This is a genomic window from Virgibacillus halodenitrificans JCM 12304, assembly GCF_001310895.1.
Classification (GTDB): domain Bacteria; phylum Bacillota; class Bacilli; order Bacillales; family Amphibacillaceae; genus Virgibacillus_Q; species Virgibacillus_Q halodenitrificans.
Genome location: NZ_BAZS01000027.1, coordinates 33,737 through 60,607, shown reverse-complemented (window position 1 = coordinate 60,607; position 26,871 = coordinate 33,737). Strand labels below are relative to the sequence as shown.

The 26,871-nt window shown below is 38.2% G+C and carries 23 protein-coding genes, 1 tRNA gene and 1 pseudogene; 2 read left to right on the top strand and 23 right to left on the bottom strand.

Features of this window, described 5'->3' with window-relative positions; translation table 11 throughout:
- The 7 genes from JCM12304_RS19760 to spoIIE form a co-directional block, all read right to left on the bottom strand.
- A partial coding sequence (locus JCM12304_RS19760) for a hypothetical protein (protein WP_218185786.1) occupies positions 1–213 on the bottom strand: 213 nt, incomplete at its 3' end.
- 75 nt (positions 214–288) lie between these two features.
- Complete coding sequence (ftsH, locus tag JCM12304_RS13895; protein ID WP_019376350.1) at positions 289–2,325, bottom strand: ATP-dependent zinc metalloprotease FtsH; 2,037 nt, start codon at positions 2,323–2,325, stop codon at positions 289–291.
- Between the two features lie 182 nt (positions 2,326–2,507).
- Positions 2,508–3,050: a hypoxanthine phosphoribosyltransferase gene (gene hpt, locus JCM12304_RS13890; RefSeq protein ID WP_019376351.1), complete on the bottom strand. Its 543-nt coding sequence runs from the start codon at positions 3,048–3,050 to the stop codon at positions 2,508–2,510.
- A 17-nt stretch (positions 3,051–3,067) separates the two neighbouring features.
- Positions 3,068–4,456: a tRNA lysidine(34) synthetase TilS gene (tilS, locus tag JCM12304_RS13885; RefSeq protein WP_060681025.1), complete on the bottom strand. Its 1,389-nt coding sequence runs from the start codon at positions 4,454–4,456 to the stop codon at positions 3,068–3,070.
- Positions 4,457–4,511: 55 nt separating this feature from the next.
- On the bottom strand, positions 4,512–5,453 hold the full coding sequence (prkT, locus tag JCM12304_RS13880; RefSeq protein ID WP_060681023.1) for a serine/threonine protein kinase PrkT: 942 nt from the start codon (positions 5,451–5,453) through the stop codon (positions 4,512–4,514).
- Positions 5,422–6,153 carry a VWA domain-containing protein gene (locus JCM12304_RS13875; protein WP_019376354.1) on the bottom strand — a complete coding sequence of 244 codons (732 nt, stop codon included), beginning with the start codon at positions 6,151–6,153 and terminating at the stop codon, positions 5,422–5,424. Before JCM12304_RS13875 ends, prkT begins: the two co-directional genes overlap by 32 nt.
- A 176-nt stretch (positions 6,154–6,329) precedes the next feature.
- Positions 6,330–8,783: a stage II sporulation protein E gene (spoIIE, locus tag JCM12304_RS13870; protein ID WP_060681021.1), complete on the bottom strand. Its 2,454-nt coding sequence runs from the start codon at positions 8,781–8,783 to the stop codon at positions 6,330–6,332.
- 339 nt (positions 8,784–9,122) lie between these two features.
- Here spoIIE and JCM12304_RS13865 point away from each other — a divergent pair.
- A tRNA-Met gene (locus tag JCM12304_RS13865) sits at positions 9,123–9,196 on the top strand.
- Between the two features lie 688 nt (positions 9,197–9,884).
- Here JCM12304_RS13865 and JCM12304_RS13860 read toward each other — a convergent pair.
- The 4 genes from JCM12304_RS13860 to yabP all read right to left on the bottom strand — a co-directional run bounded on the left by JCM12304_RS13860 (position 9,885) and on the right by yabP (position 11,685).
- A complete protein-coding gene (locus JCM12304_RS13860; protein ID WP_019376356.1) occupies positions 9,885–10,271 on the bottom strand; it encodes a S1 domain-containing RNA-binding protein in 387 nt (128 codons plus the stop codon).
- Positions 10,272–10,398: 127 nt separating this feature from the next.
- A complete protein-coding gene (locus JCM12304_RS13855) occupies positions 10,399–10,779 on the bottom strand; it encodes an FtsB family cell division protein (protein WP_019376357.1) in 381 nt (126 codons plus the stop codon).
- 4 nt (positions 10,780–10,783) lie between these two features.
- Positions 10,784–11,383, bottom strand: coding sequence for a spore cortex biosynthesis protein YabQ (yabQ, locus tag JCM12304_RS13850; RefSeq protein WP_060681020.1), 600 nt, complete (start codon positions 11,381–11,383; stop codon positions 10,784–10,786).
- Positions 11,380–11,685 carry a sporulation protein YabP gene (gene yabP, locus JCM12304_RS13845; RefSeq protein WP_019376359.1) on the bottom strand — a complete coding sequence of 102 codons (306 nt, stop codon included), beginning with the start codon at positions 11,683–11,685 and terminating at the stop codon, positions 11,380–11,382. Before yabP ends, yabQ begins: the two co-directional genes overlap by 4 nt.
- 184 nt (positions 11,686–11,869) lie before the next feature.
- Between yabP and htpG the strand changes: the two genes are divergently transcribed.
- Entirely contained in the window at positions 11,870–13,750 is a 1,881-nt protein-coding gene (htpG, locus tag JCM12304_RS13840) for a molecular chaperone HtpG (RefSeq protein ID WP_060681019.1), read from the top strand.
- A 599-nt stretch (positions 13,751–14,349) separates the two neighbouring features.
- Here the strand turns inward: htpG and JCM12304_RS13835 are convergent.
- The 12 genes and pseudogenes from JCM12304_RS13835 to spoVG form a co-directional block, all read right to left on the bottom strand.
- Positions 14,350–14,610 (bottom strand): RNA-binding S4 domain-containing protein, encoded by a 261-nt coding sequence (locus tag JCM12304_RS13835; RefSeq protein WP_060681017.1) that lies wholly within the window; start codon positions 14,608–14,610, stop codon positions 14,350–14,352.
- Positions 14,611–14,616: 6 nt separating this feature from the next.
- Complete coding sequence (gene yabN / locus JCM12304_RS13830; RefSeq protein ID WP_060681015.1) at positions 14,617–16,062, bottom strand: bifunctional methyltransferase/pyrophosphohydrolase YabN; 1,446 nt, start codon at positions 16,060–16,062, stop codon at positions 14,617–14,619.
- Between the two features lie 87 nt (positions 16,063–16,149).
- Positions 16,150–16,617, bottom strand: a complete 468-nt coding sequence (locus JCM12304_RS20125; RefSeq protein ID WP_256200836.1) for a polysaccharide biosynthesis C-terminal domain-containing protein — start codon at positions 16,615–16,617, stop codon at positions 16,150–16,152.
- 59 nt (positions 16,618–16,676) lie between these two features.
- Positions 16,677–17,645, bottom strand: a complete 969-nt coding sequence (locus JCM12304_RS20120) for an oligosaccharide flippase family protein (RefSeq protein WP_256200835.1) — start codon at positions 17,643–17,645, stop codon at positions 16,677–16,679.
- Between the two features lie 281 nt (positions 17,646–17,926).
- The gene (spoVT, locus tag JCM12304_RS13820; protein WP_019376364.1) at positions 17,927–18,463 is read right to left on the bottom strand and encodes a stage V sporulation protein T; all 537 of its coding nucleotides are present in this window, start codon (positions 18,461–18,463) and stop codon (positions 17,927–17,929) included.
- Between the two features lie 216 nt (positions 18,464–18,679).
- Positions 18,680–22,204 carry a transcription-repair coupling factor gene (mfd, locus tag JCM12304_RS13815; protein WP_060681014.1) on the bottom strand — a complete coding sequence of 1,175 codons (3,525 nt, stop codon included), beginning with the start codon at positions 22,202–22,204 and terminating at the stop codon, positions 18,680–18,682.
- A gap of 79 nt (positions 22,205–22,283) precedes the next feature.
- The gene (fin, locus tag JCM12304_RS13810; RefSeq protein ID WP_019376366.1) at positions 22,284–22,514 is read right to left on the bottom strand and encodes an anti-sigma-F factor Fin; all 231 of its coding nucleotides are present in this window, start codon (positions 22,512–22,514) and stop codon (positions 22,284–22,286) included.
- A 111-nt stretch (positions 22,515–22,625) separates the two neighbouring features.
- Positions 22,626–23,186, bottom strand: a complete 561-nt coding sequence (gene pth, locus JCM12304_RS13805; RefSeq protein ID WP_019376367.1) for an aminoacyl-tRNA hydrolase — start codon at positions 23,184–23,186, stop codon at positions 22,626–22,628.
- Positions 23,187–23,260: 74 nt separating this feature from the next.
- On the bottom strand, positions 23,261–23,890 hold the full coding sequence (locus JCM12304_RS13800) for a 50S ribosomal protein L25/general stress protein Ctc (protein ID WP_019376368.1): 630 nt from the start codon (positions 23,888–23,890) through the stop codon (positions 23,261–23,263).
- A gap of 129 nt (positions 23,891–24,019) precedes the next feature.
- Entirely contained in the window at positions 24,020–24,973 is a 954-nt protein-coding gene (locus JCM12304_RS13795; protein ID WP_019376369.1) for a ribose-phosphate diphosphokinase, read from the bottom strand.
- Positions 24,974–24,987: 14 nt separating this feature from the next.
- Entirely contained in the window at positions 24,988–26,367 is a 1,380-nt protein-coding gene (gene glmU, locus JCM12304_RS13790; protein ID WP_060681012.1) for a bifunctional UDP-N-acetylglucosamine diphosphorylase/glucosamine-1-phosphate N-acetyltransferase GlmU, read from the bottom strand.
- 194 nt (positions 26,368–26,561) lie between these two features.
- A pseudogene (gene spoVG, locus JCM12304_RS13785) lies at positions 26,562–26,863 on the bottom strand (septation regulator SpoVG).
- Between the last annotated feature and the right edge of the window lie 8 nt (positions 26,864–26,871).

Here is a 26,871-nt window from a genome sequence, read left to right as displayed (position 1 = left end):
GAATAGCATGAGCTGAAGACCCTGCACGGAGCGTAGCGAAGGAAGCGGCTGAAGCCATGCCGGCGGAAAGCGTTTATCTGTAATGGAAATCAATGGCGGTAGATGATCATCAAAACGTATTAAAATATATTTTAGTAGTGCATCTTTTAGAAACAGTAATTTACAATACTTACAGTTACGTCGCAGTTTATCTATTTTGCGCTTTAGATACACAAGCCTTAACACCACTTATTAACTGCGCATATAAAAAAAGCAGCCACTTAGTAGTGTGGCTGCTTTTTTGGATAGTTACTCTTTTTTATCTTCATTTGTGTCTTCACCGGAAGAAGGTTTATTATCAGTCATAATTGAATCCTCAATGGATTTCTTTTCCTCTTCCCGCTTCGTGCTTGCCTCTTCTTTTGCTTCTTCAAAAGATTCTGGTTCGTTATCCTGATCCTTAGATTGAATGTTTACCTTCACAGAATCATTCTCTTCTATGCCATAATCCTCTGCTTCTGGCAATACACCATCCTCAAATAAGGATTTAATTTGCTTAGCATCAAGTGTTTCTACATCTAGTAGGGTCTTGGCTACAAGTTCAAGCTTATCTCTATTTTCCGTTAGAATCGTTTTAGCGCGATCATAACAATAGTTAATAAAGTTTTGCATTTCTTGGTCGATATCGTGTGCAATTGCATCACTATAGTTTTGCTCATTTCCTAAGTCGCGACCAAGGAAGACGTCACCGCCGCCTCCACTTGTGAACTGTAGAGGACCGATCTTATCACTCATACCGTACTCAGTAATCATCTTACGGGCAATACCTGTAGCACGCTGGAAGTCATTATGAGCCCCTGTACTTACTTCCCCAAAGATAATTTCTTCAGCAACACGGCCTCCTAAAAGACCAGTTATCTTATCAAACAGCTCTGGTTTTGTCATAAAGTAGCGATCTTCCCTAGGCAACATGACGGCATATCCACCAGCTTGCCCGCGTGGTACAATCGTAACTTTATGTACCATATCAGCGTCATCGAGGACCATACCAATAATTGTATGTCCACTTTCATGATATGCTACAATATTTCTTTCCTTTTGGGAGATAACCCTGCTCTTCTTAGCTGGACCAGCGATTACCCGATCAATTGCCTCATCCACATCAAGCATATTTATTTCTTTGCGGTCAGACCTTGCTGCCACAAGTGCTGCCTCGTTTAATAAGTTTTCCAAGTCAGCTCCGGAAAATCCAGGGGTACGCATAGCAATAATCTTAAGATCTACTGTGCTATCCAACGGTTTGTTTCTTGCATGAACTTGCAATACTTCCTGACGTCCTTTTACATCCGGGCGATCAACGGTAATCTGTCTGTCAAAACGACCTGGACGTAATAATGCAGGGTCAAGAATATCTGCACGGTTAGTTGCTGCGATAATAATGATACCTTCATTAACACCGAAACCATCCATTTCTACAAGCAACTGGTTCAACGTTTGTTCACGCTCATCATGACCGCCGCCAAGACCTGCGCCACGCTGTCTTCCCACTGCGTCAATCTCATCTATAAATATAATACAAGGAGCATTTTTCTTCGCATTTTCAAATAAATCACGTACACGAGATGCACCAACACCAACGAACATCTCCACAAAGTCAGAACCACTTATGGAGAAAAATGGTGTACCGGCTTCTCCAGCTACTGCACGAGCAAGTAATGTTTTACCTGTTCCAGGCGGTCCTACAAGAAGAACACCTTTAGGAATTCTAGCTCCTACAGCAGAGAATTTACGAGGGTCTTTTAAGAACTCTACAACTTCAACAAGTTCTTGCTTTTCCTCATCAGCACCTGCCACATCTTTAAAGCGTACTTTCTTTTTATCCTCACTGTACATCTTAGCTTTACTCTTACCAAAGTTCATGACACGGCCACCGCCGCCTCCACCTTGGGCTTGACTAAGTATAAACAAGAAGAATAAACCTATAATTAAGAACGGAATCATTGTAGTTAAAAATGTTACCCATGCACTTGGTTGTTCCTCTTCTTCGACATGGAGCACACTTTGTTTATTTGCTTGCTCTGTAATAGACGCTATAATTTCTGTATTATCTGGTACTTGGGCAATAAAATTCTTATCATCATCTGTTAACGTACCAGTATACCGCACAATTCCGTTTGCGGGTTGCATCGTCATTTCTTCAATTTCGCCATTATTCAAAGCATCCATAAATTGTTGCACATTAAATTGTTTTGCTTCTTCGTTCTGTCCATTGAATACTCCTATCACACCGACTACGACGAAGAATATGAGTACCCAAAAGAAAACGTTCCGAAATATCCGATTCATTACTTACCTCCTCCCAAGCGGGGAAAAACTATATAACATCGTACCATATGAAAAAGCTGGAATACAACTAATTTCACTTCATCTGGAGTGCTTTATGCACCCTAAGTTAATATCCACTTGTTCCTATTTTTTAAACAAACGATGACAGCATTGCTTCACTATTTTTATCTATTCCAAATTAATTATTCTCCACCGTAAATCTCTGGTTTTAATACACCAATGTATGGCAGGTTACGGTATTTTTCCTGGTAATCAAGCCCGTATCCAACTACAAATTCGTTAGGAACCTCAAAGCCGACTAAGTCTGCTTTAATAACAGCTGTCCTTCCGGAAGGCTTATCGAGCAATGTAACAATTTTTATTGATTTGGCTTTACGGTATTTAAATAAATCAACCAAGTAACTTAATGTTAGGCCACTGTCTATAATATCTTCAATAATTAAAAGATCCCGGCCTTCTACTTTGGTATCCAGATCCTTCACGATCTTTACCTCACCTGAAGAACGCATTTCATTTCCATAACTGGACACATCCATGAAATCCATTTCCAAGTGAATATCCATCTGTCTTAAAACATCAGACATAAAGGGCATAGCTCCTTTTAGAACACCAATTGCCAAAGGAAACTTCCCTTCATATTCCTTGCTGAGCTGCTGTCCAAGCGCTTTGCACTTCTCCTTTATGTCTTCTTCAGAGATAAGGACCTCTTTTATATCGTTATGCATGTATGCTCCTCCTACTTTTAGCCTCTTTCGTAATATATATGGATATACGGGGCATTATTAGCTTGATGTTTAGGTTGTCCTTTTTTCAATCCGATAAGCCATAAAATTTCACCTTGATCATCTACCAGAATTGGCCAGGAAGCCCGTTCTAATTTTGGAATTTTAGCATCTATAAAAATGTCTTTCACTTTTTTACTACCTGCTAAACCCTTCCAACGCATTCTATCTCCCGGTTTGCGAGTACGAATATGTAGAGGGAGCTGAATTTCTTCCAGTTTGCAAACATAGCTATCCCTTTCCCCTAATGGAAGCTGCTCAATCATTTCAGCATGGATCACGGTTCCATCAGGTAACATTGTAGTTCCTGGGATATTTAAAGTTTTGCAATAAGAGGAATCGTGGGGTCCTTGATCAGAGAAATAAAAAGATAAATTATTATATGACTTTTCCAGAGTTAAATCGAACGGAAAATCAATCTGTACATTCCCTTTTCCACCTTCTAACAAAGAAAAAAAATACGCTTCATGGGTGTATGATAAATCTTTGGGTAAACGCTTATACAGATAGTTTAATATTAGATGATAGGCCCGTCTTTGTAAAGCAATTGGATGTTTTTTGAAAAGAGTAATTTCAAATGATGCTCTCTCATAATTCGTAGTGAAATCTACCAGTCTGTTTACCAGCTTTTCAGCTTCATTTCTTAAATAGGCTTCATCTTCAGCAAGTGTTTCACTCAAATGCTGGATTGTATTATGTATATTACTGTTTTTCTCTTTTATTAATGGCAACACAGTATTTCTAAAATAATTCCGTGTATATGTTAATTCCTTATTAGAAGGGTCATATCTTGGTGTAATCCCATTTATCTTGCAATAAGTCTCTATGTCTGACCTTGTAGCAGCTAACAAAGGCCTTATCACCCAACCTGTAGCAAACTCCCTTTTTGCGGGTATTCCACTTAGCGCACTTGAATTGGCTGTTCTTACTAAGCTCATTAACATCGTTTCCAGCTGATCATCACTATGGTGGCCTAATGCTAGGTAACTTGCCTGATGGGCATGCATTTGTTCCTCAAAAAAGCGATAACGCATTTCCCTCGCAGCAACCTGCGTACCAACATGAAGTTCGTTTTTGTAGGATTTCACATCTACTGAGGTACTTTTAAAAGGTATCTCCCACTGTCTGCATATCTCTTCCACATATTTAACATCAGCTATGGATTCTTCCCCCCGTAATTGGTGATCCACTGATATGGCGATTAATTTCAGGTCCCACTCCTCTCGAATAGAGCGAAGAAAATGAAGAAGTGCCATCGAATCGGGGCCACCTGAGACTCCAACCAAAACCGTGGCGTTCTTTTCCAGTAATCGTTGTTTATTTATAAAAGCTATTACGGCCTTATTCATCTTTGTCCCATCTCCAACCTCTTAAGCTGTTTCAAGAATACCATACTTTCCCACCCTATAAAAGCAAGGATAACAAGTAATACATGGTTGCCAACAGTGTAATCCCACCGGCTTCTGCCAGCATCGGTAAAGATGTTGATTTCTGTACATTTTTATTAGTACGTGATCGTGACATCTTCTGCATGTGGTACATACAGTTAATAACCTCTACACGCATTTCTGCACTCGTTTGATACTTACCTTCCACAGCCTTCCTCAGAACAGTACGATATGGGGTTAATTCCTTTACTGCATTGATCTTATTAATTAAAAAAACCTGTGAGGAGGATTGCTTTTTTTCAAACCGCTTTGGATAAAACACATGTAAAAACACCATAACTAATGCGAATAGATCATAGCTTGGTTCAGCCCTTCTTGTACCCAGCCCCCAGTAGCCCCGATCATAAAACTCTGTATACTCCTTAATTGCTCTTCCTATTTTCGTAGTACCACCAACATCGATCCACCGAACTCTGGGCGGAGAATGAAGTACTAAAATGTTATCTGTTTTTAAGTCACCGAAAATCCACCCCGATTGATGAAGCCGCTCCAAATCTTCAAGTAACTGTAGCATAAAAACACCTATCCATTCCTTGCCTTGTTGCCTGATAAACGATGCTAAGGATTGCCCTTGCAAATATTCCATTACATAAAATGTATATTGGTTACCAAGCGGAGAAGTCCAATCATCTATATCTACTAAAGAAGGTCCAAGCGGATTACCTTGGACCTTTTCTAATGACTTTAAGACATTTACTTCCACGGTCATGGATGTACTTGTATCGCTTACTTTCAATGCAGCAGTACGTCCATTCCATTCACATAAATAGACGGTACCAATTGCCCCTGACCCAAGCTCCTTTTTAATAAGGTAGCTGTTCTTATGCCATTTACCTGTAATATGAATGCCTGGTCTAATTTCTTTGTTATGCTTCTTCCACGCCTGGTTCGTTCCCATTTCTAAAGCTCCTTCGTAAGCTCTTTCTGCCAAACTGGTACATTGCTTCACGAATAGCCGGCCCTGTTGGCGTAATCCCTCCACTAGTCAGCTTAGGAAAAACGGTAGAAATAGCATCTAACTGAGGCGACCAATCAAACACTTTTTGAATATCCTTCTTTTTACCTGGAAAGCTATAAATACAAAAACGGTTCCTTCCAATACGGGAATTTAAACTAATGGATAAATCTATTAAGGCTTCTTTCACAGTAGGAAGCTTATCATGCATACTTGCGCTTGTATCAATAAGGACTAAAACTTCTAAATCACATGTTTCTCCCATATCTTCTACCACTTCCATAATTTCGCCTCGTTTTTCAGGCGCGAGATCCTCCATGGATTGGCCAGAACCTAGAATCTGTTGTAACTCCTTATTAACAAACCCTTGCAGTGTTTGTGTCATGGCCTGTTTTGTGACTGCTTGCACGGTCTGCGACAATACCTGTTTATAGACAAGTTGACTGACTCCACCTCCGGATAAGGCAATTTCTTCTACTTCCTGTAAGCCCTCTGGTTGCTCAGTTTGATCATCCAAAATCCCAATTACATTAACAGTGATGCCCTGCTGGTTTGCTAGCGCGGCCGTAGCAGCAGGATCCTCTCCTTTATTGGAACAACCATCCGTGATTAACAATATTTGCTTTAATGTACCTTTTTTCACTCTATATACCTCCCATCATTTTCCACTACCATCATCACCAAAAAACACGGGAAATATACTAGTAGTTGAGTGATTGGAGTCGTATGAGGTAACACAGCATATGTATCAGTAATTTAAAAACTGAACCGCCTTGAAAAGCTAAGGCGATTCAGCTAACTGGACTACATGTGTTTTAATTATTGTGCTTTTTCACCATAGACAGGGACATTTGCCCATTTCGGACTGTTTTTCACCACCTTTGTTACCAGAACAGTCATATCATCTACAATTTCACCAGATCTTGTTCGAATAACCTCCTCTAGAAGCAGGTCTGCCATTTCTTGTGGATCATCTGTCTTCATCTCCCTTATTTTCCTTTTCAACCATACATCCGTGTTTTCCACATCTTTTGGTCCGTCAAATATTCCGTCACTCATCATGATTAATAAATCACCAGACATCAGTTGATCACTGACAATATCTACATCAAACTCCTGGACAATACCCATTGGAAGATTACTTGCTTCTACTTTTATAAGTTGGTCACCTCGTTTAATAAAGCTAGGGGTTGAACCTATTTTCAAAAAACGCACAAATGCATTATGCAAATCAATCACAGCTAAGTCCAAGGTAGCAAAGATCTCATCCGTACTGCGAAGGGACAAGATAGAGTTTATGGACTTTATTGCTACTTTTTCCGGAATCCCTGTTTGTAAGATTTGTTGCAATAAGCGGAGAGTTTCCATACTTTCTTCTCTAGCGCGTTTTCCGTTCCCCATCCCATCACTAATCGCCATTGCAAATTTACCAGCACCGAGCTCAATCGTTGTATAACTATCGCCTGATATCAATCCTCCACCTTTCGCTGCATTTGCAGCACCTGTTTCCACAACAAATTCTTTTGCCGAGCCAAACGCTAAATAACTATATCCATTCGGAAAAGGAGAAATCTCCTCCTGCTTTACGATTACCATTTCATTTAAAATTTCGGATAACACAGGAGCAATTAACTTGGAGCCCTCCCCGTGATAATCATAAAACGTCATTGTCATTTCTATATCTACATTTCCTTTTTCCAAACCATATACATCCAGCTTTTCTAATTGAATTCCTAATTGCTTAAGCGCATGTACAATTTGCAGTTCCTGTTGTTCATGCATTTGCCTTTCTTTAAGAATCTCTTTCGCAAAATCCTCCATCACCTCTGAGACTCCTTGCAATTGATCAGCAACTAATCTCTTACTTTCCATTACTTGTTGTTTTAATTTTTGATTCGCATTAAAGTATGAAATCTCTTCCTTCATGGCATCGACTACTTTTTTTGATTTAACACAGTAATTTTCAAACTCACGGGAAACCCTTCGATTTGGTTCATTCCCATCCGCTATATCATCTTTCATTTCTTCCATAAGTGAATAGGTAGTATCAAACTGTTTCTGCCAGCAACGTTCCTTCATAAAACAAGTTTGGCACGTCTTTTCTGTTACTTGGCTAAGGAAAAAGTCTGTCTCTCTTTTTAGCTCATCATTGTCTGGGGAAGCTATTTCTGTTGTAGCGAAGCTTTTAGAGAGCGCTTCAAAAACATCAGAAAACTGCTCCACTCTTTTTGCCGTTACATTTCGTACCTTTTGCAAATATTGTTCCTGTTCATTGGTATATTCTTCGGTGCCCGGTATATATCTGGATATCCTTTTGAACCAGCTCCCCGGGGTAATTAAAAAGAAACCGATTGCAAAACTTGATTCTATTATAGAAGGAATTAAGGTGGCCGAATCACCATATATTCCAATTAAAAATGTACCCACAAAAAGTCCCACAGCGACACCCGGTTTTTTACCTTCTTTAAGCAAACCGCCAAGTAAACCGGAGAAAGCTAATAAACTCATTTGGTATAAATTTGCAACGTTTGCCAATGATAAAATTAATCCGGCAACAACGCCTACTGTTGATCCAATCGCAGCCCCACCAACATATGCAAGAATTAACACAAAATAACGAGAAAAAATCTGTTCCATTGAGGCATCATAGATCGTCCATCCGATTGTACCAGTAAGTATAGAAGCAATGAGAATAATCATACAGACAACTTCTTCATTTTTTAGGGCTGGTCTGTACCGTTTTGGTGATAATAAAGGAATACTCTGCATAAATATTAGTACTAGAACCGTTCCTAGAACACCTTCAACTACTACCAGCATCCATTCATAGGAGGATAGCTGATCAGTAAATGAATAGATACATATCCTGGCAGCAGCAGTTGATGAAAACACAATAATCGGTAAAACCAACTGCTGATTTTTAACCTTTTTAAATAAACCAGCTAATAATATAAATACAATCATTGCAAGAGTTATAAACAAACTATGGACAACCGAGTAACTTAATGCTCCAGCAATTACAGCGAACATGGATTTGACCGTTTTCTCCCTATGTATAAACCACATAGTCGCCAAAAATGCTACAGCAAAAGGAGATACAACAGAGAGAATAACAGCCCGTCCCAATAAAAAGCCTACAAAAAAGTAAAGCCATCCCTTGTTTAGTAACATGCTTTTTATTGCTGCAGATCCTTTATGCCGAAGTTTTTGTAATTGGCTTATATTCTCCGTCCCCAATACCTTTGGTTCCACCCTCGGAATTGAATTCATCATACATAACCACTCCCTCTTTGTGATATTAAACCACAATATGCCTTCTTTTTTTGTCAAAAGAGCAGGGGGCTTTGCAAGAATCGTTCGACTTGTTTCTAAAAAACAGGCATGATTCAACACGAACATATGGACGTGACTATTGATATATAAGGAAAGGGATTAACGACATACTCTTTTATTTTGTTGAAAATTCTAAGGTCATGGCGAATAAAGCAAAGCAGAGTGTTTTATCACAACTTGGTTTTGTCTCCGGAATATCTATTACTCTTCTAGTTACTTTTCACTTTTCTATTGACATCAGAGAGAGGCTGTTGTATTATATTTTTTGTTGACTTATTTGGCGGCGTAGCTCAGCTGGCGAGAGCGTACGGTTCATACCCGTGAGGTCGTGGGTTCAATCCCCTCCGCCGCTATCAAATAAAAAACCTGCTGGAACAATAGTTCCTGCAGGTTTTTTTATTGCTTGATGTACATTTATTTGATTAACTAATCAGCTGTAGAAGAGATTTAGTGCAATGTTAGATACAACCGCTAGCTCATACATTCATAGTAGGAGGAAACTGCGAACTAACTTAGACTTATTTCTCTGTTAATGCAACAAGACTAAATAACACCGCTACGGAAAAACACTCCGCTTTTCGAGGGCGGCTGATGAGCCTCGGGCCAACACGATGTTGGTCATGAAGGCGTTGCGACAGGACGTCGCGACTTTAGCCTTCCAACCCCTATAACGCATTCCGGGGTCTCACCTATGCCTCATCTCCCCCAGAAGTCTACGTATTTTTCCTTCGCTTAGGAATTTTTCATAACGATTAAAGGAGAGAAATACCTTTTCGGTTATTAATCGCATTAATCAATAGCGTATACCAATTGATTGGAATGGAAGACGATAGGTGGTCTTCTAAGCGTCTTAAAGTAACCTTTTTACTAGTGTATTTTTACAGTAAAACCAAGTTATTTCGCATTCTATCCATTTTCCGAATCATTAGACCACCCAGCATATATTCGAATCTGAAGATTATTATGTAGAATCAAAAAAACCAGCTTCCAATTGGAACCTGGTTTTCATTTATATAGAGCATTGTCTATAGACAGCAACTGCTATCCTCTTTTAGCACCTCGACCCCCGCGTTTGGATTCCGTGTGCTTCTTTAAAGAGGCCAAACGGTCTTCTGAATCTTTGAGGAAACGGTTCATTTTGGATTCAAATGATTCCGTACGCTCACGTGGATCACGCTGTGGACGTTTTGGTTTGTCTTTTGCTTTTTTAATAGACAGACCAATCTTACCGTCCTTTTCAACATTAATAACTTTAACCTTTACTTCTTCACCAACACTAAGGTGTTCATTAATGTCTTTAACATAGTTATCGGCAACCTCACTAATGTGAACCAAGCCTGTTTTCCCTTCCTCAAGCTCCACAAAAGCTCCAAAATTAGTGATACCAGTTACCTTTCCCTGCAGCTTGCTGCCTACTTCGATTGACATAAAAAAAATGCTCCTCCTTAAAATTTTTAGAAAAAATGAAAAATCCATCTTTTCTGGATCCTGATACACTTAGGATCAGAATATCATGTCTTCTCTATTATATTATAGCTAAGCTTATAAATGTGTGTCAATATGACGGCTTTTCTTGAGGTATATTAAAGATTAATTCCCCTTCTTTGGAGAAGAAATAGTTTGTTCTTGCAATTTCCAAGACATACTCTTCATCATTAAGTAAGGTAATTTCCTCTTTCATATTCTTTTCATCTTTCTTTAATGTGGCTAATTCATCCTGCAGCTGTTCATACTCTTCCATTTTTTCCGCCCGGAGATCCCGTTGTTTAAAATGATAGGTTGTTAAGCTTCCGATAGCCAAGAGAGCTATTAAAGAAAATAACACAAGACGCCGAATCAAACGTTGTTTTTTTCTCTTTTGTCTCTCTATGTACACATCATATTGGTGCATGTAATTCGAATCCAGTCTTGTAACTGTTTTTTCTCTCGCTGACAAACCCTTACCTCCTCTTTGACCATATAAAATGTATCCATTTAGTAGTTATATTCTTCATTGTACTACAAAATCCTGCTATGTTGAGTAAAAAACTTTGAATCTTTTTCGGTAACAAGGAGTAGATCATTTTTAACAAACCTCTAATTGGAAAAAACACTACTTTTAAACTAAAAAGAAGAATGATGCCTATTAAATGAATAAGCCAAAGCACTAAAGCGATTAACATACTTATGATCCATTTTATTGGATTAATGAGAAGCAACTGGATAAGCCGCTCAAAAAAGTGATATATAGCAGCAATCACTCGTATAATGTATTCTAATAATTTTTTATATAGTTTAGCGGCCACAACCTGATAAATAGCAAAACCAAGCAGACATGCAGCAATAATGTAAAATCGCAGCTCTCCACCATTAACCCTGAACAGCACATAAAATAGGATGACAGTTTGAGAAGTCCAAAAAAGGACCTCCATGAAATAGGAGAGGAATACATTCTTTTTCCAAAATGACTTGAACCGATAGAAAGTTTCTAGAGCTATACCCAGATAAAAACCACTTAAAACCATAACAAACATGGTCATAAATTGTGTATCTAACGTCATCTGAAGAGCTTGCTAAAGAATCCTTTAGCTTTCTCCTGCTGCTCATCCACATAAGATAGCTCGTACACTTTTCCTTTAATAGTTACATTTCCTTCTCCTACATCAAGGTTTTTTAATTGGAGATTTTGCCCACGTATAATTAAGTAACCCATAACTGTTTCTAGTAGAAATTCTTCGTTATCAAAACTGTCGACTTCCTTTACGCCCGTTATTTCCAGATTTCTTCGATTATTCATTTTTACATAATGGTCTGTTTGCCCACGTGTATCCGTTGTCGTTGGTTTATTTTCATAATAGTTCATTGTAAGAGACCCTCCTTATCCCTATTACTATATGAGCGAGTGGACAAGTATAGAACCTATTACCAACATAATACGAGAGTGTTTCTTGACACCTGCTGATGGATATGATATTTATTTTATGGGATTATCACTCACAAGTAATGAGTGCTAATATGATATCATCAATTTGAAGGGAGTTTTTACGATGGTTAAAAAGCAATTTCAGGCTGAATCCAAGAGATTATTAGAAATGATGATTAACTCGATTTACTCACAAAAAGAAGTATTTCTAAGAGAATTAATATCCAACTCCAGTGATGCCATTGACAAAATATACTACAAAGCACTTACAGACGAGTCCTTGGATTTTGATATGGGTAATTACTACATAAAAATAAGTGCTGATAAAGAAAATCGCTTATTGAAAATCAAGGATACAGGAATCGGAATGACCAAAGAGGAATTGGAAAACAATCTTGGTGTCATCGCTCAAAGTGGTTCATTAGCATTTAAAAAAGAAAATGAATCCAAAGATGGTCATGATATTATTGGGCAATTCGGTGTAGGCTTCTATGCTGCATTCATGGTGGCAGAAGAAGTAAAAGTAATTAGCCGCGCGCTTGGCAATGAGGAAGCCTATGTATGGGAATCCAAAGGTGCTGATGGATATACGATAGAAACAGCTAATAAAGAAGATGTAGGAACAGAGATTATCCTTAAGATCATGGAAAATACCGAAGAAGAAAACTATGATGAATATCTTGAAGAATACCGCTTAAAGCAAATTATTAAAAAATACTCTGACTTCATTCGCTACCCAATTAAGATGGACATTACAAAAAAAGAACCAAAAGAAGAGGGTAGCGAAGATTATACAGAGTATACAGAAGAAGAAACTATAAACAGCATGGTGCCGATCTGGAAAAAGAACAAGAGTGAATTAACAGATGAAGACTATGAAAACTTTTACCAAGAAAAAAGGTATGGCTTTGATAAACCTTTAAAACATATCCATATCCATGTTGATGGAACGATTCGTTATAACTCTATTTTGTATATCCCTGAATCTACACCATATAACTATTACACAGCCGAATATGAAAAAGGCTTGGAATTATATTCTAATGGTGTGTTGATTATGGAAAAATGCGCAGAGCTCTTGCCAGATTACTTTAGCTTTGTGAAGGGATTGGTCGACTCTGAAGACTTATCCTTAAATATCTCTCGGGAGATGCTCCAGCATGACCGTCAATTGAAGTTAATATCGAAAAATATCACAAAGAAAATTAAGCAACAGCTTCTACAGCTGTTAAGAGAAGACCGGGAAGGATATGAGAAATTCTTCGAGTCATTTGGGCGCCAATTAAAATATGGTGTGTACAGCGACTTCGGTGCAAACAAGGATACACTGCAAGATTTGCTCCTTTTCTATTCTTCAAAGGAAAAGAAATTAGTATCACTGGATGAGTATGTGTCCAGAATGCCAGAGGATCAAAAATATATCTATTATGCAACTGGAGAATCTATTGATCGGATTGATAAACTACCGCAAACAGAGCTAGTTGCAGATAAGGGATACGAAATTCTCTACTTTACCGATGAAGTAGATGAGTTCGCTATAAAGATGCTCATGCAATACAAGGACAAGGAATTCCGCTCTGTATCCAGTGGGGATCTTGGATTAGATATGACAGAGGAAAATAATAAAGCAGAGGAAGAAGCAGCTTCCAACAAAGATTTGTTCACAGAAATGAAAAAGCAGCTGGAAGGCAAGGTAAAGGATGTAAAGGTCTCTAACCGACTTAAGTCACACCCTGTTTGCTTATCAACAGACGGAGAGATCTCTGTAGAAATGGAAAAAGTGCTTAGCGCAATGCCTAACAATCAACAAATAAAGGCAGAGAAGGTCCTTGAAATTAACCCGGACCACGAAGTATATCAATCACTAAAGACAGCTTACGAAAGTGATAAAGAAAAATTCGCGTTATATACGAATTTACTTTACAACCAGGCATTACTTATCGAAGGTCTTCCAGTTGGAGATCCAGTAGAATTTACAAATGACATATGTAAAGTGATGGTTTAATCCCCAAAAGCGCAAGCGCCCGTTTAGCAACGTACAAACTGGAAATCTTCTGCATGAGATAAAGGAAACATGCCCCTGCACAAGGGGTATGCCGACGTTGGCCGCAAAGGCCGTTCTTAGTCGGCCTTCCTTCCTATGTATAGCGAATCGATGTTGACTTATCGTAGAAAGAAGATTGAAGTTTGGGGCTGCGCTAAATGCTCGCCCCATCAAAACCTCTGCTAGTTGCTGGGCGCTGGAGCTGGACTTGACTAACCCAGTAATAAAAATCAATCACAGGTTCTAGACTTTATAGTTTCCTAAAGCTCAAAAGCACAAGCGAGGCTAGGACATAACTAAATAACGCTGTTATAAAGACGAACATTCTAAAAGTGTGGGAGCCCCGCTCCGGAAAAACGCTTCGCTTTCCGTGGGCGCTGCTAAGCCTCCTCGTGCTAAGCACTCCGGGGTCTTACCTAGGCTTTTTCTCCCACCGGAGTCTGCGCGTTTTTCCTCCGCTAATTTATTGAAAAAGAAATCCGAACCACGATTCATTAGTAGTACGAATCGGTTCGGATTTTCAATGTATAAAATTCTTTTGTCCCAAGCCTCGCTCTTTTTTATTCGTCCTTTTTTTCCTCTTTTATTACCTTATACAAAGTCTCAGCTTCATCCTTTTTTACAGTTTCTCGAAGAGCTGTAACTTCAATGGTAACCAACTTCTGACCGAATTTTATCATTAGCTCATCCCCTACAGCAACAGTGGAAGAAGCTTTTGCTTGATTCCCATTAATGGTAATTCTACCTTGATCTGCAACTTCTTTTGCCAATGTACGACGTTTAATCAGTCTGGAAATCTTTAAAAATTTATCTAATCTCATACTTTCCTACTCCCTCTCTTTAGCCAAATTCCAAAAATAATCCATCTTCTCTAATGAAACCTGATTAATATCAAGGTTCTTCTCTTGAATCTGTCTTTCAATAAATTGAAAACGAGAATAAAACTTTTGGTTAGACCGATTCAAAGCAATTTCCGGGTTAATCTTATAATACCGTGTTAAATTTGCCAGAACAAACAGGACATCTCCAAACTCTTTTTCCATTTCTTCCTCGTTTCCGGATTGAATGGCCTCTTTTACTTCGTCTATTTCTTCATTTAACTTGTCCCAAATATCGTCTGCATTGTCCCAGTTAAACCCTACTTTGGCAGCCTTCTTTTGTAATTTATATGCTTTTGCCAAGGATGGCAGATGATTAGGGACTCCATCTAACAAGGAGGTTCGCGCCTCCCCTTTTTCCTCTCGTTTTAATTCATCCCAATTTTTATAAACTTGATCAACTGAATCTACAGAGACGTCTGCAAAGACATGTGGATGCCGATGGATCATTTTTGTCGTAATCGAACGAATTACATCATCTACAGTAAAGAATCCGTCATCCTCACCAATCTGACTATGAAGCATCACTTGCAGCAACATATCACCAAGCTCTTCAACGATATTCTCATCATCTTGTTTATCAATTGCTTCTATTAATTCATAAACCTCTTCCACGGCGTATTCCCGCAAGGATTCATGTGTTTGTTCTCTATCCCATGGACAACCATCAGGTCCCCTCAATACGGCTATAACCTCTTTTAGTCGGGAGAATGTATGTTGAAGCAAATTTTCTGGAGCTGGTGGTATATATATGCTTGTTAAATTGCTTATTTCCATGGAATGATCCAGTTCCTCTAATGGCATCGTGCGGATAGATTCCTGTTCACTTCCAGCAGCATGTACTACTTTTATTTCAAATTCTGGTGGTAAATCTTCTAATAAAGCAAGCTTTACCTCAGAAGCAATAAATCGATCATACACCTGGCAAAATATAATATGATTGTGATAATTCAGCTGATTGCGTTTAAAGGATGTCCCATCTACAAATTGGAAGCCTTCGATGGGATCAATTTGTAATGTAGTAAATAAATCATCAAGATAACTTTGTCCCCCAAGGATGTCTACTTCAACCTCTTTTTGATCTAACAATAGCTGAACTGTCTTTTCGGCAAGCATTGGATGCCCTGGGACGGCGTATATAATTGATTCCTTTCTTGCCTTCTCAATTAAGCTTTCGACAATACGCTCATATACATCACCAAAATTAGCTTCTTCTTCATACATCGAGTCAAAAGAGGTAAACAGAACTCCTTCCTCTTCAAGGGATCGAATCACAGGGTGGTCTTTTGTACGGGTATATACCATGTTTTTTTGATTAACTAATTTCTTATAGAGCCCGAGAGGTAACTGATCGATATCTCCAGCTCCTAATCCAATAATTTCAATCTTACTCATATTTATTTCACTCCTTATAAATCCTCGTAAATATGCCTGATGCTGGTAGCATGCGTAATTCTTTTAAAGTAAATGCCTTCCATCTTATCATGCAAAAAATATATAGGCTCCGCCTGTAAAAGAGATGAACAATACGTAAACCAGCAGCTGCCACCGCGATATATCATCAATGAAAGATATAACAAAATTCCCTATCACTAAATAAATAATCATTATACCGGCTGCACCAATAAGCGTCTTCCATTTAATATGTTGATAAAAATGTAATCCAGGGACCTTCCTTCGTAATTCCATTGATACAATAATACTCAGGGTTATCAAGCTGATAATAGTAGCTACTGCTGCACCCGATATTCCTACCAACGGCACGAGAATTTGATTAGCGATCCACTTTATGAAGAAAGCAATTAAAATAAATCCAGCTGTGCGCTTTACATAACCGAGGCCTTGAAGTATAGAAGATGCGGTAATAGCAATAGATGCAAAAACAATAGCAGAAACAAGGATTTGCAGATAACCTGTACCTTGCGTGTTCTGAAATAGCAGTTCATTCACTTCTTTAAAAATAATAATTAATCCAAGAGAAGCTCCTACAGCTAAATAAAAACTGAATTTTAAAGCCCCTCGTATATAAAAATAAAAAGTTTGCGGGTCTTCCTCCAGCGCTTTCGGGAGATAGATGGGAGTAAAGCCAAAGCAAAGGAGGAACCTAGTACGATACCGAGCTGAATTAGTGGCTGTCCTCGATCAAATACACCCTTTGCTTCCATTGCGGTTTGCTTGTCGAGGCCATATCCAATTAAGCTGGGAAGTAATGTAAACGTGTCAGCAAATTGAATAACTAGTAATACCATGTGATTTAATGTTGCAGCCAACCCCAAAATCAGTAATGTGCTTACATAATAATTCCATGGAATAGCAAATGTATCTTCTTGTCTTTTTATTTGTTTATCAGAATACAAAATTAAAATAAACAGTGCAGTAATGGAACCCAATATAGCTGCCCAAACAGCTGCCTGTCCGATGTTATACAAATCGTTCTGCTGAGTTGATATGATGACAGCTGCTCCTACAATAATACATACCCTAACCAGCTGTTCTCCTATTTGAGAGAAGGCAACCGGTTTCATGGAATGATTACTCTGAAACATGCCACGAAGCAAAGCAGTAAAAGGAATAACTAAAAAGGTAAAGGCACCAAAACGATAGATGCCTGCAAGCCGTTCATCACCCACCCAAGCCGCCAGCAAATCAGCGTTAAGTAATAAAAATAAAAACATTGAGCCATTTATACATAATAGGATGAATAGGATGGGCAAATGAAAGGTTTTAAAAGTTAACTTCTTTCCTGTTTGCTTCCATTCCACTGCCATTTTGGAAATTGCTGAAGGGAAGCCATATAAAGAAAGCATAAGAGCAATTCCTAAAATAGGATAAATTTGTTGATAGATATAAAAACCGATATCGCCAGTCAGATTTTGTAATGGAATGCGATAGCCAGCACTTAGCACCTTACTAATAAGTCCTCCCGCCGTTAGTAACAAAGCACTTTTGACGAGTTTATTTGTTTCATTCACGCCCATAAATAACGTCCTTTTTAAAATTACAATGTGGAATTATTATAGCATAGTTGTCCAGCCCACGTGATGCCGAGTACGAACATTACTCTGTTTCTTTTCTATTGTAAATGATGGGAGGATAAACAACTCACCTTCTACATAGCCTTTGTTCTATACAACAAGTTACTACAGAGCTTACTCATTTTGCGATTCATTGAATAACCCCAACATATATATTAGAACTTTTTTAATCCAAAAAAAAAGCAAAAAACAGCTCGTACTGTTTTTTGCTTCTTATATAAGTATTATTCCATTTGTCTTGCCAAGAATCCCGCAGCAGTTTCAATTGATTTTTGCTCTACATTTGTTATTTTATCGCCATCTTTTGAAACAATCATTACACATCCAATTGGGTCTCCATTAGCAATGATAGGACTAATACAATAAGAGTTCACTTCTTCCTCATTACCTTCGACAAGTTCAAGAGTGCTAGCATCTGTAACAAAAGTCTGATTCCTATCTTCAATAATCTTGGTAAGTTGTTTACTAATATTCTTGTTCAAATAGTCCTTTTTTGATTCACCTGCTACTGCAATTATTTCATCACGATCACAGATAAACACAGGAGATTGCAAAGAATCAAATAAAGCCTCTGCATATTCTTTTGCAAAATTACCTAGCTCATTAATCGGAGAATACTTCTTTAAAATAACTTCTCCTTCTCTGTCTACAAATATTTCCAAAGGATCTCCTTCACGGATACGTAAAGTTCTTCTAATCTCTTTTGGGACCACTACTCTCCCTAAATCATCAATACGTCGAACAATTCCTGTTGCTTTCATTCGTTAGCTGCCTCGCTTTCTTTGATGCATTTCTTAGTGATTTTTTGCTTATTTAGATCTTCCATAAATTATCTTGATATTTAAAAATCACCAGCTGTTTTTTTAGTATGGATTAACTTAAGATAACTATACATTTCATTCCATTTTTTTGAATTAAATGATTCTGCAAGTTACCGATATTTCAATTTGTAAGCACGCCGCTATAATCACAGAAGCTTATTCATCTCTATTCACCGTACTTAGTTTTTGTATAAAATCGCCAATTAATTCATATCGATTATGTTTCGTGTCCTTCGTCCATTGATAAACAAATTTCAGCTTTTTATCCTCTGTCCCAAGCTGTATACCACGTCCAAATGTATTAGCAAGTTCAAATAATTTAGACCCATCAATCTCCTGGCTGCGATTTTCATCCATAATAATTTCTAATTTGTTTTTCTTTTCGCTGATCGATTCTGCCTTTTCTTTTTTGGCATACATCTTTAGAGAAGAAACGGTAAATAGATTTCCCACCTCTTCAGGATAATCACCAAAACGATCAATTAATTCATCTTTTAATTCATCCGTATCTTGTGAAGATGAAATGGTTTGAAATTGCTTGTAAATCTCAATTTTTTGTTTTTCATCCCGTATATACGTATCTGGAATATATGCATCAATACTTAGTAATAACTCAGGTTCAAATGGTTTAATATCTTCCACATCTTTACCTGCCTTGCGAGCATCAATGGCATCCTTAAGCATTTGAGAATACATATCAAAACCAACAGAGTCAATAAATCCGTGTTGCTGGGAGCCTAAAAGATTCCCTGTACCACGTATAGAAAGATCACGCATGGCAATTTTGAATCCGGAACCAAGCTCTGTAAATTCTTTAATCGCTTGTAGACGTTTTTCGGCTACTTCAGTAAGAACCTTATCTTTTTGATACGTAAAATAGGCGTAAGCTACTCGATTAGATCTACCTACTCTTCCTCTTAATTGATACAATTGGCTTAATCCCATGCGATCAGCATCATTTACTATTAGCGTGTTTACATTTGGAATATCTACTCCGGTTTCAATTATTGTTGTACTTACTAATACATCATATTCACCAGCTAAGAAGGCAAATATAATACTTTCCAGCTCTGTTTCATTCATTTGGCCATGTGCCACAGCAATTCTCGCATCCTCAACCAAAACACCAAGGTCTCGAGCAACCTTATCAATATTCTCTACACGATTATAAAGGAAGAAAACTTGCCCTCCTCTTGCCATTTCTCTTTCAATGGATTCCCGAATTAAAATAGGATTGTACTCCATTACATATGTTTGGATAGGAAAGCGATTTTCTGGGGGTGTTTCAATAACTGATAAATCTCTTACCCCTAGCATGGACATATGTAAGGTTCTCGGAATTGGTGTAGCTGTAAGGGTCAATACATCTACATTTGTCTTTAACTGTTTTATTTTTTCTTTATGCTTTACTCCAAAACGCTGCTCTTCGTCCACGATAAGTAAACCAAGATCACGATATTCTACATCTTTAGAAAGGATCCGATGGGTACCAACAATTACATCCACAGTTCCCTTGCCCAATCCCTTTATCGTCTCTGTTTGTTGCTTTCTTGTTCTAAATCTGCTTAGGAGACCAACATTAATTGCATGGTCCTGAAACCGTTCGAGCATTGTTTCGTAATGCTGTTGAGCCAAAATGGTAGTAGGAACTAAAATGGCAACCTGCTTCCCATCTGCTATTGCTTTAAAGGCTGCACGAATAGCAACTTCGGTTTTACCATAGCCAACATCTCCACATAACAAACGGTCCATCGGCCGCTCTCTTTCCATATCCTGCTTAATTTCTTCAATACACCGAAGCTGATCCTCTGTCTCCTGATATGGAAAGGAAGCCTCAAACTCCCGTTGCATTTCCGTGTCCTCAGAAAAGGCGTATCCTTTCTTCGCTTCTCTTTCTGCATATAGCTTAATTAAATCATCAGCAATGTCCTCTACGGAAGACTGGACTTTACGCTTTACTTTTGTCCATTCACTACCGCCAAGTTTATAAAGCTTTGGTTCTTTGCCTTCTGAACCAACAAATTTTTGTACCTGATCTATTTGATCAATAGGAACAAATAGCTTGTCATCCCCGGAATACTTGATCAACATATAATCCTTATGCAAATCGCTGACTTCCAATGTTTCGATGCCAAGGTATTTACCTATCCCATGGTTGGCATGAACAACATAATCACCAACTTTTAATTCCTGATAACTCTTAATACGCTCTGCATTAGAGATTTTTTGTTGCTTTCGCTTTCGTTTTGTCCTTTTTTTGAACAATTCATTTTCTGTAATTACCGCCAATTTATGCATTGGAAATTCAATACCATTAGAAATATTCCCAACAGCAATCGTTGGTTTATCAACAGGTAGCTCAAGCTCTTTCGTAACCACTGCTTCCATATCATAATCCGCAAAAATAGATTGGATTTTTTCAGCACGCTTTTCATTTGGCGCCAATACTACTACTGAAAAATCACCTTTCTCCCAACGGTGTAATTCATTTTTCAATAAAGGCATCTGCCCATGAAACTCCTGCATCGCGCGCGTGGATAGATTAATTATATTTTGTGGCTGTGTATTTGGAATATGCCTTAAAAAGATAGACATATACAGACGTTGATGATAAATTTGTCCCCAAACATGTTGCCAATCAAATGAAAAATAACTGTTTTTCACCATTTGGTTGGATTCCAGCAGACTGCTATACCATTCTGCTTCCTCTGTATCAAGGTTTGTAGCAGTCTCTTGAATTCTGCTCATCTCATCAAAAATGATCAGCCCGTCCTTTGGTAAATAATCTAGTAAGCTAGCAGGCTTTTCATAGAAATAGCCAATATACTTATACATTTCTTGAAAATGTTCCAAATTTTTCAGTCGCTCTGTATCATGCTCGATTACTTCAATTAATGTTTCTTTTGCATGAGGGGAAGTCATCTTTTTTAATGTCTCTGCTAAAGCTTCCTCCACTCTTTCGCCACCGGCTAACATGTCACTTTGTGTTAGCAAAAGCTCAGTAGCAGGACCGACCATTACCTGGTTTAATTTATCAAGTGAACGCTGTGTCTCGGCATCAAAATAGCGTATAGAATCTATTTCTTCATCAAATAATTCTATACGTATGGGATGTTCCTCTGTTATTGGATATATATCAATAATGCCACCCCGCCGACTGAATTCTCCTGGGCTGGTTACCATGGAAGCACGTTCATAGCCCATGTCAACTAGAGAAAATAGGTATTGATCTATATCAATTTCTTCGCCAAACGTAAAGTTCAATTGATACTTTTCCCAATACTCAGGTGGCGGCAAGATTCTTTTTAGTGCTGCTACAGGTGCTATTAAAATACCCGATTTCTTTGCTGCCCAAGCTGTCAGTGACTCAATCCGCTGACTTCTTAGCTCTGGACTAGCGATGGCAATTTCTGATGCAATTAATTCATTTACAGGGTAAAGATGTACGTGATCCTCACTGACAAATTCAGCTAAGTCATCATAGAGCTGCTGAGCTTGTACCAATTGATGTGTAACAAGAAGAATTGGTTTATCAAGCGAATCGTTAATTGATGAAACCAGTAAGCTTCTTGCAGAACCGGACAACCCGGCAATAAGCTGTTCTTCCATTCCACTAGTTATTCCATCGAGAATGGACTTTATATCTTCTTTTGATTCTAAATATGAATTTATACCCTTCATTCCTAAACCCCCACCTACACTGTTGCAAATAAGCGCAAAAACGCCTTGGTGCAATACCAAAGCTGTTCCTGCCTATGCTTTATTGAATAAAAAAATCCAATTCATGATAACTCGGGTGACGTCCCAATGTCTCCTCACAATCTTCGCAAATTGCTTGGATTAATATATCCCCATTATCCTGATAATGTATCATTTCTTCTTTTTCCTTCACTGTTAGTTGATCAAATCCTAACATGGATGTATCGACAACATGCTGATGTAATTCACCAATTTTATGACCACAGTGCCTGCACTTATAGACAACCGCCATATAAAAACCTCCTATGGATATGTCTTGATGTCATCATCAGTTTAACCGAAAGAGATTTTATTTATACTTTGGTTGTTCCATGCATTCAATTAAAATTAGTCTATGTAACCATCAATTATTGTATTCATTCATTACTTCTAAAAACGGACTTTTCAGCCAAGCTTCGCATGCGTCTGCTGATTTTGTGATACTAGCTGCAACATCGTCCTGTTCCTCTTTTGGAAACTTACCCAAGACATAGTCTACTACGGGTATTGGCTTAACAGGCCTTCCCACTCCGATTCGGATCCGCTTAAACTCTTTCGTACCTAAATGATCAATAAGCGATCTAATCCCATTGTGGCCACCATGTCCGCCCTTTTGTCTTAAACGGATTTTCCCTGTTGGTAAGTCCAAGTCGTCATAAATAACCAATATATCTTCCACATCAATCTGGTAAAAATCCATTAATGGCCGAAGTGACTCTCCTGAAAGATTCATAAACGTTTGTGGCTGGAGCAAGATGATTTTCTCTCCGTCCACTCTTTCCATCGCGTATTTCCCATTAAACTTTGATTTATCAAGTTCCCAATTATTGCGTTTTACTAATTCATCAATTACCATGAACCCGATGTTATGACGTGTTTCCTTATACTTTCTTCCGGGATTACCCAGACCTACAATACATTTCATTGTTCTTCTTCCTTTATATGAAAGTCAATACAACAATCCTCCTGATGAAAGGAGGGATTGTTGTAGATATCCTTTTATTCTTTATCTTCTGCGTCAGCATCTACCAATTCAGGCTCATTATTTTCATCTGGAGCCTCTTCAACATCATCTAATGTATCTGGTGGCAGCACCGTTGCAATTGTTGTATCTTCATCTTCAAGGAACTCGTAGTTGGATGCTTTCGGCAAGTCAGCTATAGCAATCGTATCACCAATAGCTAATTCGGAAATATCCACCACAATTTCTTCCGGAATATCACCTGGTTTAGCGCGAACCTGTAATTCATACAATGGTTGCTGTAATACTCCTCCATCTTTAGAGCCTTGTGCTTCTCCTTCTAGACGAAGAGGCACTTCCACATCCATTTCTTCAGACATATTAACAATGTAAAAGTCTGCATGTACAAGCTCATCACGAAGTGGATCGATTTGATACTCATGTAACATCACATCTACCGGCTTATCATTCTCAATATTTAATGAAATGATCGCGTTTCTTCCTTCGTCTCTCACTGTCTTAACCAGTTCGACACTATCAACGGAAATGGATTGTGCATCCTTTGCTTTGCCATAAATTACTGCAGGTACTCTTCCTTCATTTCTAATTTGCTTAGTTGTTGATTTTGTAAGATCTTCTCGTTTTGTAGCCTTTAACTTAACTGCCATCTGTATCACCCTCCAAAATTTTAAAAAAACTAATATAAGTTTTCTCTCTTTATTGATTATGTGCGATCATGCAGTAATTCAAAAAACAATCCATTTAGAGATTACCCATAAAATCTACTTTCTAAACATCTAGTCAAAAAGAATGCTTACTGACTGAAGTTCATGTACACGGATAATTGCCTCACCAATCAATGGCGCAACAGAAAGCTCCGTAATTTTATCACTCTGTCTATCTTCTGTTTGAGGAATAGAGTTTGTAATCACAAGCTCCTTAATCTCAGATTGATCAATTCTCTCTAAAGCAGGTCCGGATAAAACAGGGTGTGTACAACAAGCATACACTTCTTTAGCTCCATTCTCCACTAAAGCGTTTGCAGCAAGTGTAATTGTTCCAGCTGTATCAATAATATCATCAATAAGGATTGCTGTTTTCCCTTCAATATTTCCAATAATATTCATAATTTCGGCTACATTTGGACGTGGACGGCGTTTATCGATAATTCCAATTGGAGCCTTTAGACGATCAGCCATTTTCCGGGCACGCGTAACTCCTCCATGATCTGGTGAAACAACGATAATATCATCTAGGTTTTTTGCTTCAAAGTAATCCGACAAAATAGGCACACCCTGTAAATGGTCAATTGGCACATTAAAGAACCCTTGAATTTGCGGGGCATGCAAGTCCAACGTGATAACACGGCTCGCTCCAGCTGTTTCTAATAAATCCGCCACAAGTTTAGCAGTAATAGGCTCCCTTGAACGGGCCTTTCTATCCTGACGGGCATATCCATAATAAGGCATAACAATATTTATGGATCTTGCAGAAGCACGCTTCAACGCATCAATCATGATGAGTAGTTCCATAATATGCTCATTTACTGGAGCACATGTTGATTGAACAACATAAACATCACAACCACGAATGCTTTCTTCAATATTAATTTGTACTTCTCCATCGCTGAATCGTTTAACGGAACATTTACCTAAGCGAGTTCCTATATGATCTGCAATCTGTTCTGCTAATTTAACGTTTGAATTTAAAGAGAACACCTTTAATGATGCGTCTTTATATGTTGATGCCATTGTATTACCCTCCGTTAGTCTTTTTGTCGGTTCTTTATTCTTGAAGCATATCCTTCTTTATTCGTCTGTCTGGCTCTTGCTATTGATAAGGAATCTCCTGGTACATCTTTTGTAATGGTGGAGCCTGCAGCAACATAAGAACCTTTGCCAATGGTTACTGGTGCTATTAAATTGGAATTACAACCAATAAATGCATCATCTTCAATAGTGGTCAAATATTTATTTTTTCCATCATAGTTCACTGTAATTGTACCACAACCGATGTTCACATTGCTTCCTACCTCTGCATCTCCAATGTAGCTTAAATGGGATACTTTACTTTGGTTATCCAGCTTTGTTTTCTTGATTTCTACAAAGTTACCAATTTTCGCTTCATCACCAATTTCAGAAGCTGGTCTAATGTGAGCAAATGGCCCTATATTTACACGTGACCCGATTTTACTATCTGTAGCGACACTTTGCTTTATAACTGTACTTTCTCCAACTTCACAGTTATTTATTTCACTATGTGGGCCTATCTCTGCATCAGTTTTAATTATCGTATTTCCCTTAATTACACAACCGGGGTGAATAATTGCATCCTGTTCAATAACAACATCTGGTTGAATATAGGTGTTGTCTGGATCAATAATGGAGACCCCATTACGCATATGTTTTTCATTCACACGTTTTTTCATAACCTTCTCTGCCTGTGCAAGTGCAACACGATCGTTTACACCTAATGTTTCTTCAAACACCGGCGTTAGGAAGGCAGTAACCTTTTCAGATTGATTGCGCAGAATTTCAATTACATCCGGCAGATAATATTCTCCTTGGGAATTATCATTTGATACGTGTTGAAGCGCTTGAAATAATGCTTTATTATCAAAACAATATGTACCTGTGTTTATTTCAGTTACGCTTAGCTCTTTTTCTGACGCATCTTTATGTTCTACGATTCGCTCGACTTCATTTCTATCATTACGTATAACTCTTCCATACCCAGTTGGGTCTGAAGCATCCGCCGTTAAAATGGTTGCTTTGGCACCCGTCTGTTCATGGTGATTAAATAGCGCCTGGTAAGTTTCGCTTGTAATTAATGGTGTATCACCACATACAACGATGGTCGTTCCTTCTTTATCTCTTAGAAGATCTTCTGCCTGCAACACAGCATGACCCGTTCCCAATTGTTCTTCCTGGATAACGAGTTCACTGTCCTTACCGATATATTCTGCTACCTTCTCTGCACCAAATCCAACAATTGTAACCAATTTATCTAATTCTACTGTTTTTATTTGATCAATTACATGCTGTACCATGGGGCGTCCCATTACAGGATGTAACACTTTATAAAGCTTGGATTTCATTCTAGTTCCTTGTCCGGCTGCGAGAATCACAGCATAGCGGTTAGTCATTAGGAAACCTCCATCCTTCCTTTTTATCCATTATGAATATATCTTAAAAAACGTCGAATTTCAATAGATAATAGCAGATAAGGGGGAAGTTTTGACAATAAGTAATTTTTACCAATTATTAGCCTCTTGTTAGAACAAAAAAAAGAAGGCTAACCTTATGTAGATTAGACCTCTTGTTGAATTACAGGTAAAATTTAGGAAGCACCAGCTTCTTCATATTGTGCCTCAGCTTCAGCTTCTTCTTCTCCTGCACGGCGGTATTCTTCTAATACAGCATCCTGAATCTTGGAACGAGTCCCTGAATTAATAGGATGAGCAATATCCCTAAATTCTCCATCTGGGTACGCTTTGATGGCATGGCCACAAATAAACCATTATTCCCATCAATTACACGAATGTCATGTACCACAAATTCCTGATCCAATGTAATAGATGCAATTGCTCGCATTCTTCCCTCTGTATTAACGCGGCGTAATCTTACGTCAGTTACTTCCATGATGTTTC

Bases quoted from the DNA above. Each gene is read 5' to 3' on its own strand.
- prkT (WP_060681023.1), bottom strand. From the start codon at position 5,453: ATGGGAACGAACCAGGCGTGGAAGAAGCATAACAAAGAAATTAGACCA.
- yabN (WP_060681015.1), bottom strand. From the start codon at position 16,062: ATGAGTAAGATTGAAATTATTGGATTAGGAGCTGGAGATATCGATCAG.
- JCM12304_RS20120 (WP_256200835.1), bottom strand. From the start codon at position 17,645: ATGGGCGTGAATGAAACAAATAAACTCGTCAAAAGTGCTTTGTTACTA.
- htpG (WP_060681019.1), top strand. From the start codon at position 11,870: ATGGTTAAAAAGCAATTTCAGGCTGAATCCAAGAGATTATTAGAAATG.
- spoIIE (WP_060681021.1), bottom strand. From the start codon at position 8,783: ATGATGAATTCAATTCCGAGGGTGGAACCAAAGGTATTGGGGACGGAG.
- JCM12304_RS13795 (WP_019376369.1), bottom strand. From the start codon at position 24,973: ATGGCATCAACATATAAAGACGCATCATTAAAGGTGTTCTCTTTAAAT.
- JCM12304_RS13800 (WP_019376368.1), bottom strand. From the start codon at position 23,890: ATGGCAGTTAAGTTAAAGGCTACAAAACGAGAAGATCTTACAAAATCA.
- yabQ (WP_060681020.1), bottom strand. From the start codon at position 11,383: ATGACGTTAGATACACAATTTATGACCATGTTTGTTATGGTTTTAAGT.
- fin (WP_019376366.1), bottom strand. From the start codon at position 22,514: ATGGCGGTTGTCTATAAGTGCAGGCACTGTGGTCATAAAATTGGTGAA.
- tilS (WP_060681025.1), bottom strand. From the start codon at position 4,456: ATGAATAAGGCCGTAATAGCTTTTATAAATAAACAACGATTACTGGAA.
- JCM12304_RS13835 (WP_060681017.1), bottom strand. From the start codon at position 14,610: ATGAGATTAGATAAATTTTTAAAGATTTCCAGACTGATTAAACGTCGT.
- yabP (WP_019376359.1), bottom strand. From the start codon at position 11,685: ATGAACTATTATGAAAATAAACCAACGACAACGGATACACGTGGGCAA.
- spoVT (WP_019376364.1), bottom strand. From the start codon at position 18,463: ATGAAAGCAACAGGAATTGTTCGACGTATTGATGATTTAGGGAGAGTA.
- JCM12304_RS13860 (WP_019376356.1), bottom strand. From the start codon at position 10,271: ATGTCAATCGAAGTAGGCAGCAAGCTGCAGGGAAAGGTAACTGGTATC.
- ftsH (WP_019376350.1), bottom strand. From the start codon at position 2,325: ATGAATCGGATATTTCGGAACGTTTTCTTTTGGGTACTCATATTCTTC.
- mfd (WP_060681014.1), bottom strand. From the start codon at position 22,204: ATGAAGGGTATAAATTCATATTTAGAATCAAAAGAAGATATAAAGTCC.
- glmU (WP_060681012.1), bottom strand. From the start codon at position 26,367: ATGACTAACCGCTATGCTGTGATTCTCGCAGCCGGACAAGGAACTAGA.
- hpt (WP_019376351.1), bottom strand. From the start codon at position 3,050: ATGCATAACGATATAAAAGAGGTCCTTATCTCTGAAGAAGACATAAAG.
- pth (WP_019376367.1), bottom strand. From the start codon at position 23,186: ATGAAATGTATTGTAGGTCTGGGTAATCCCGGAAGAAAGTATAAGGAA.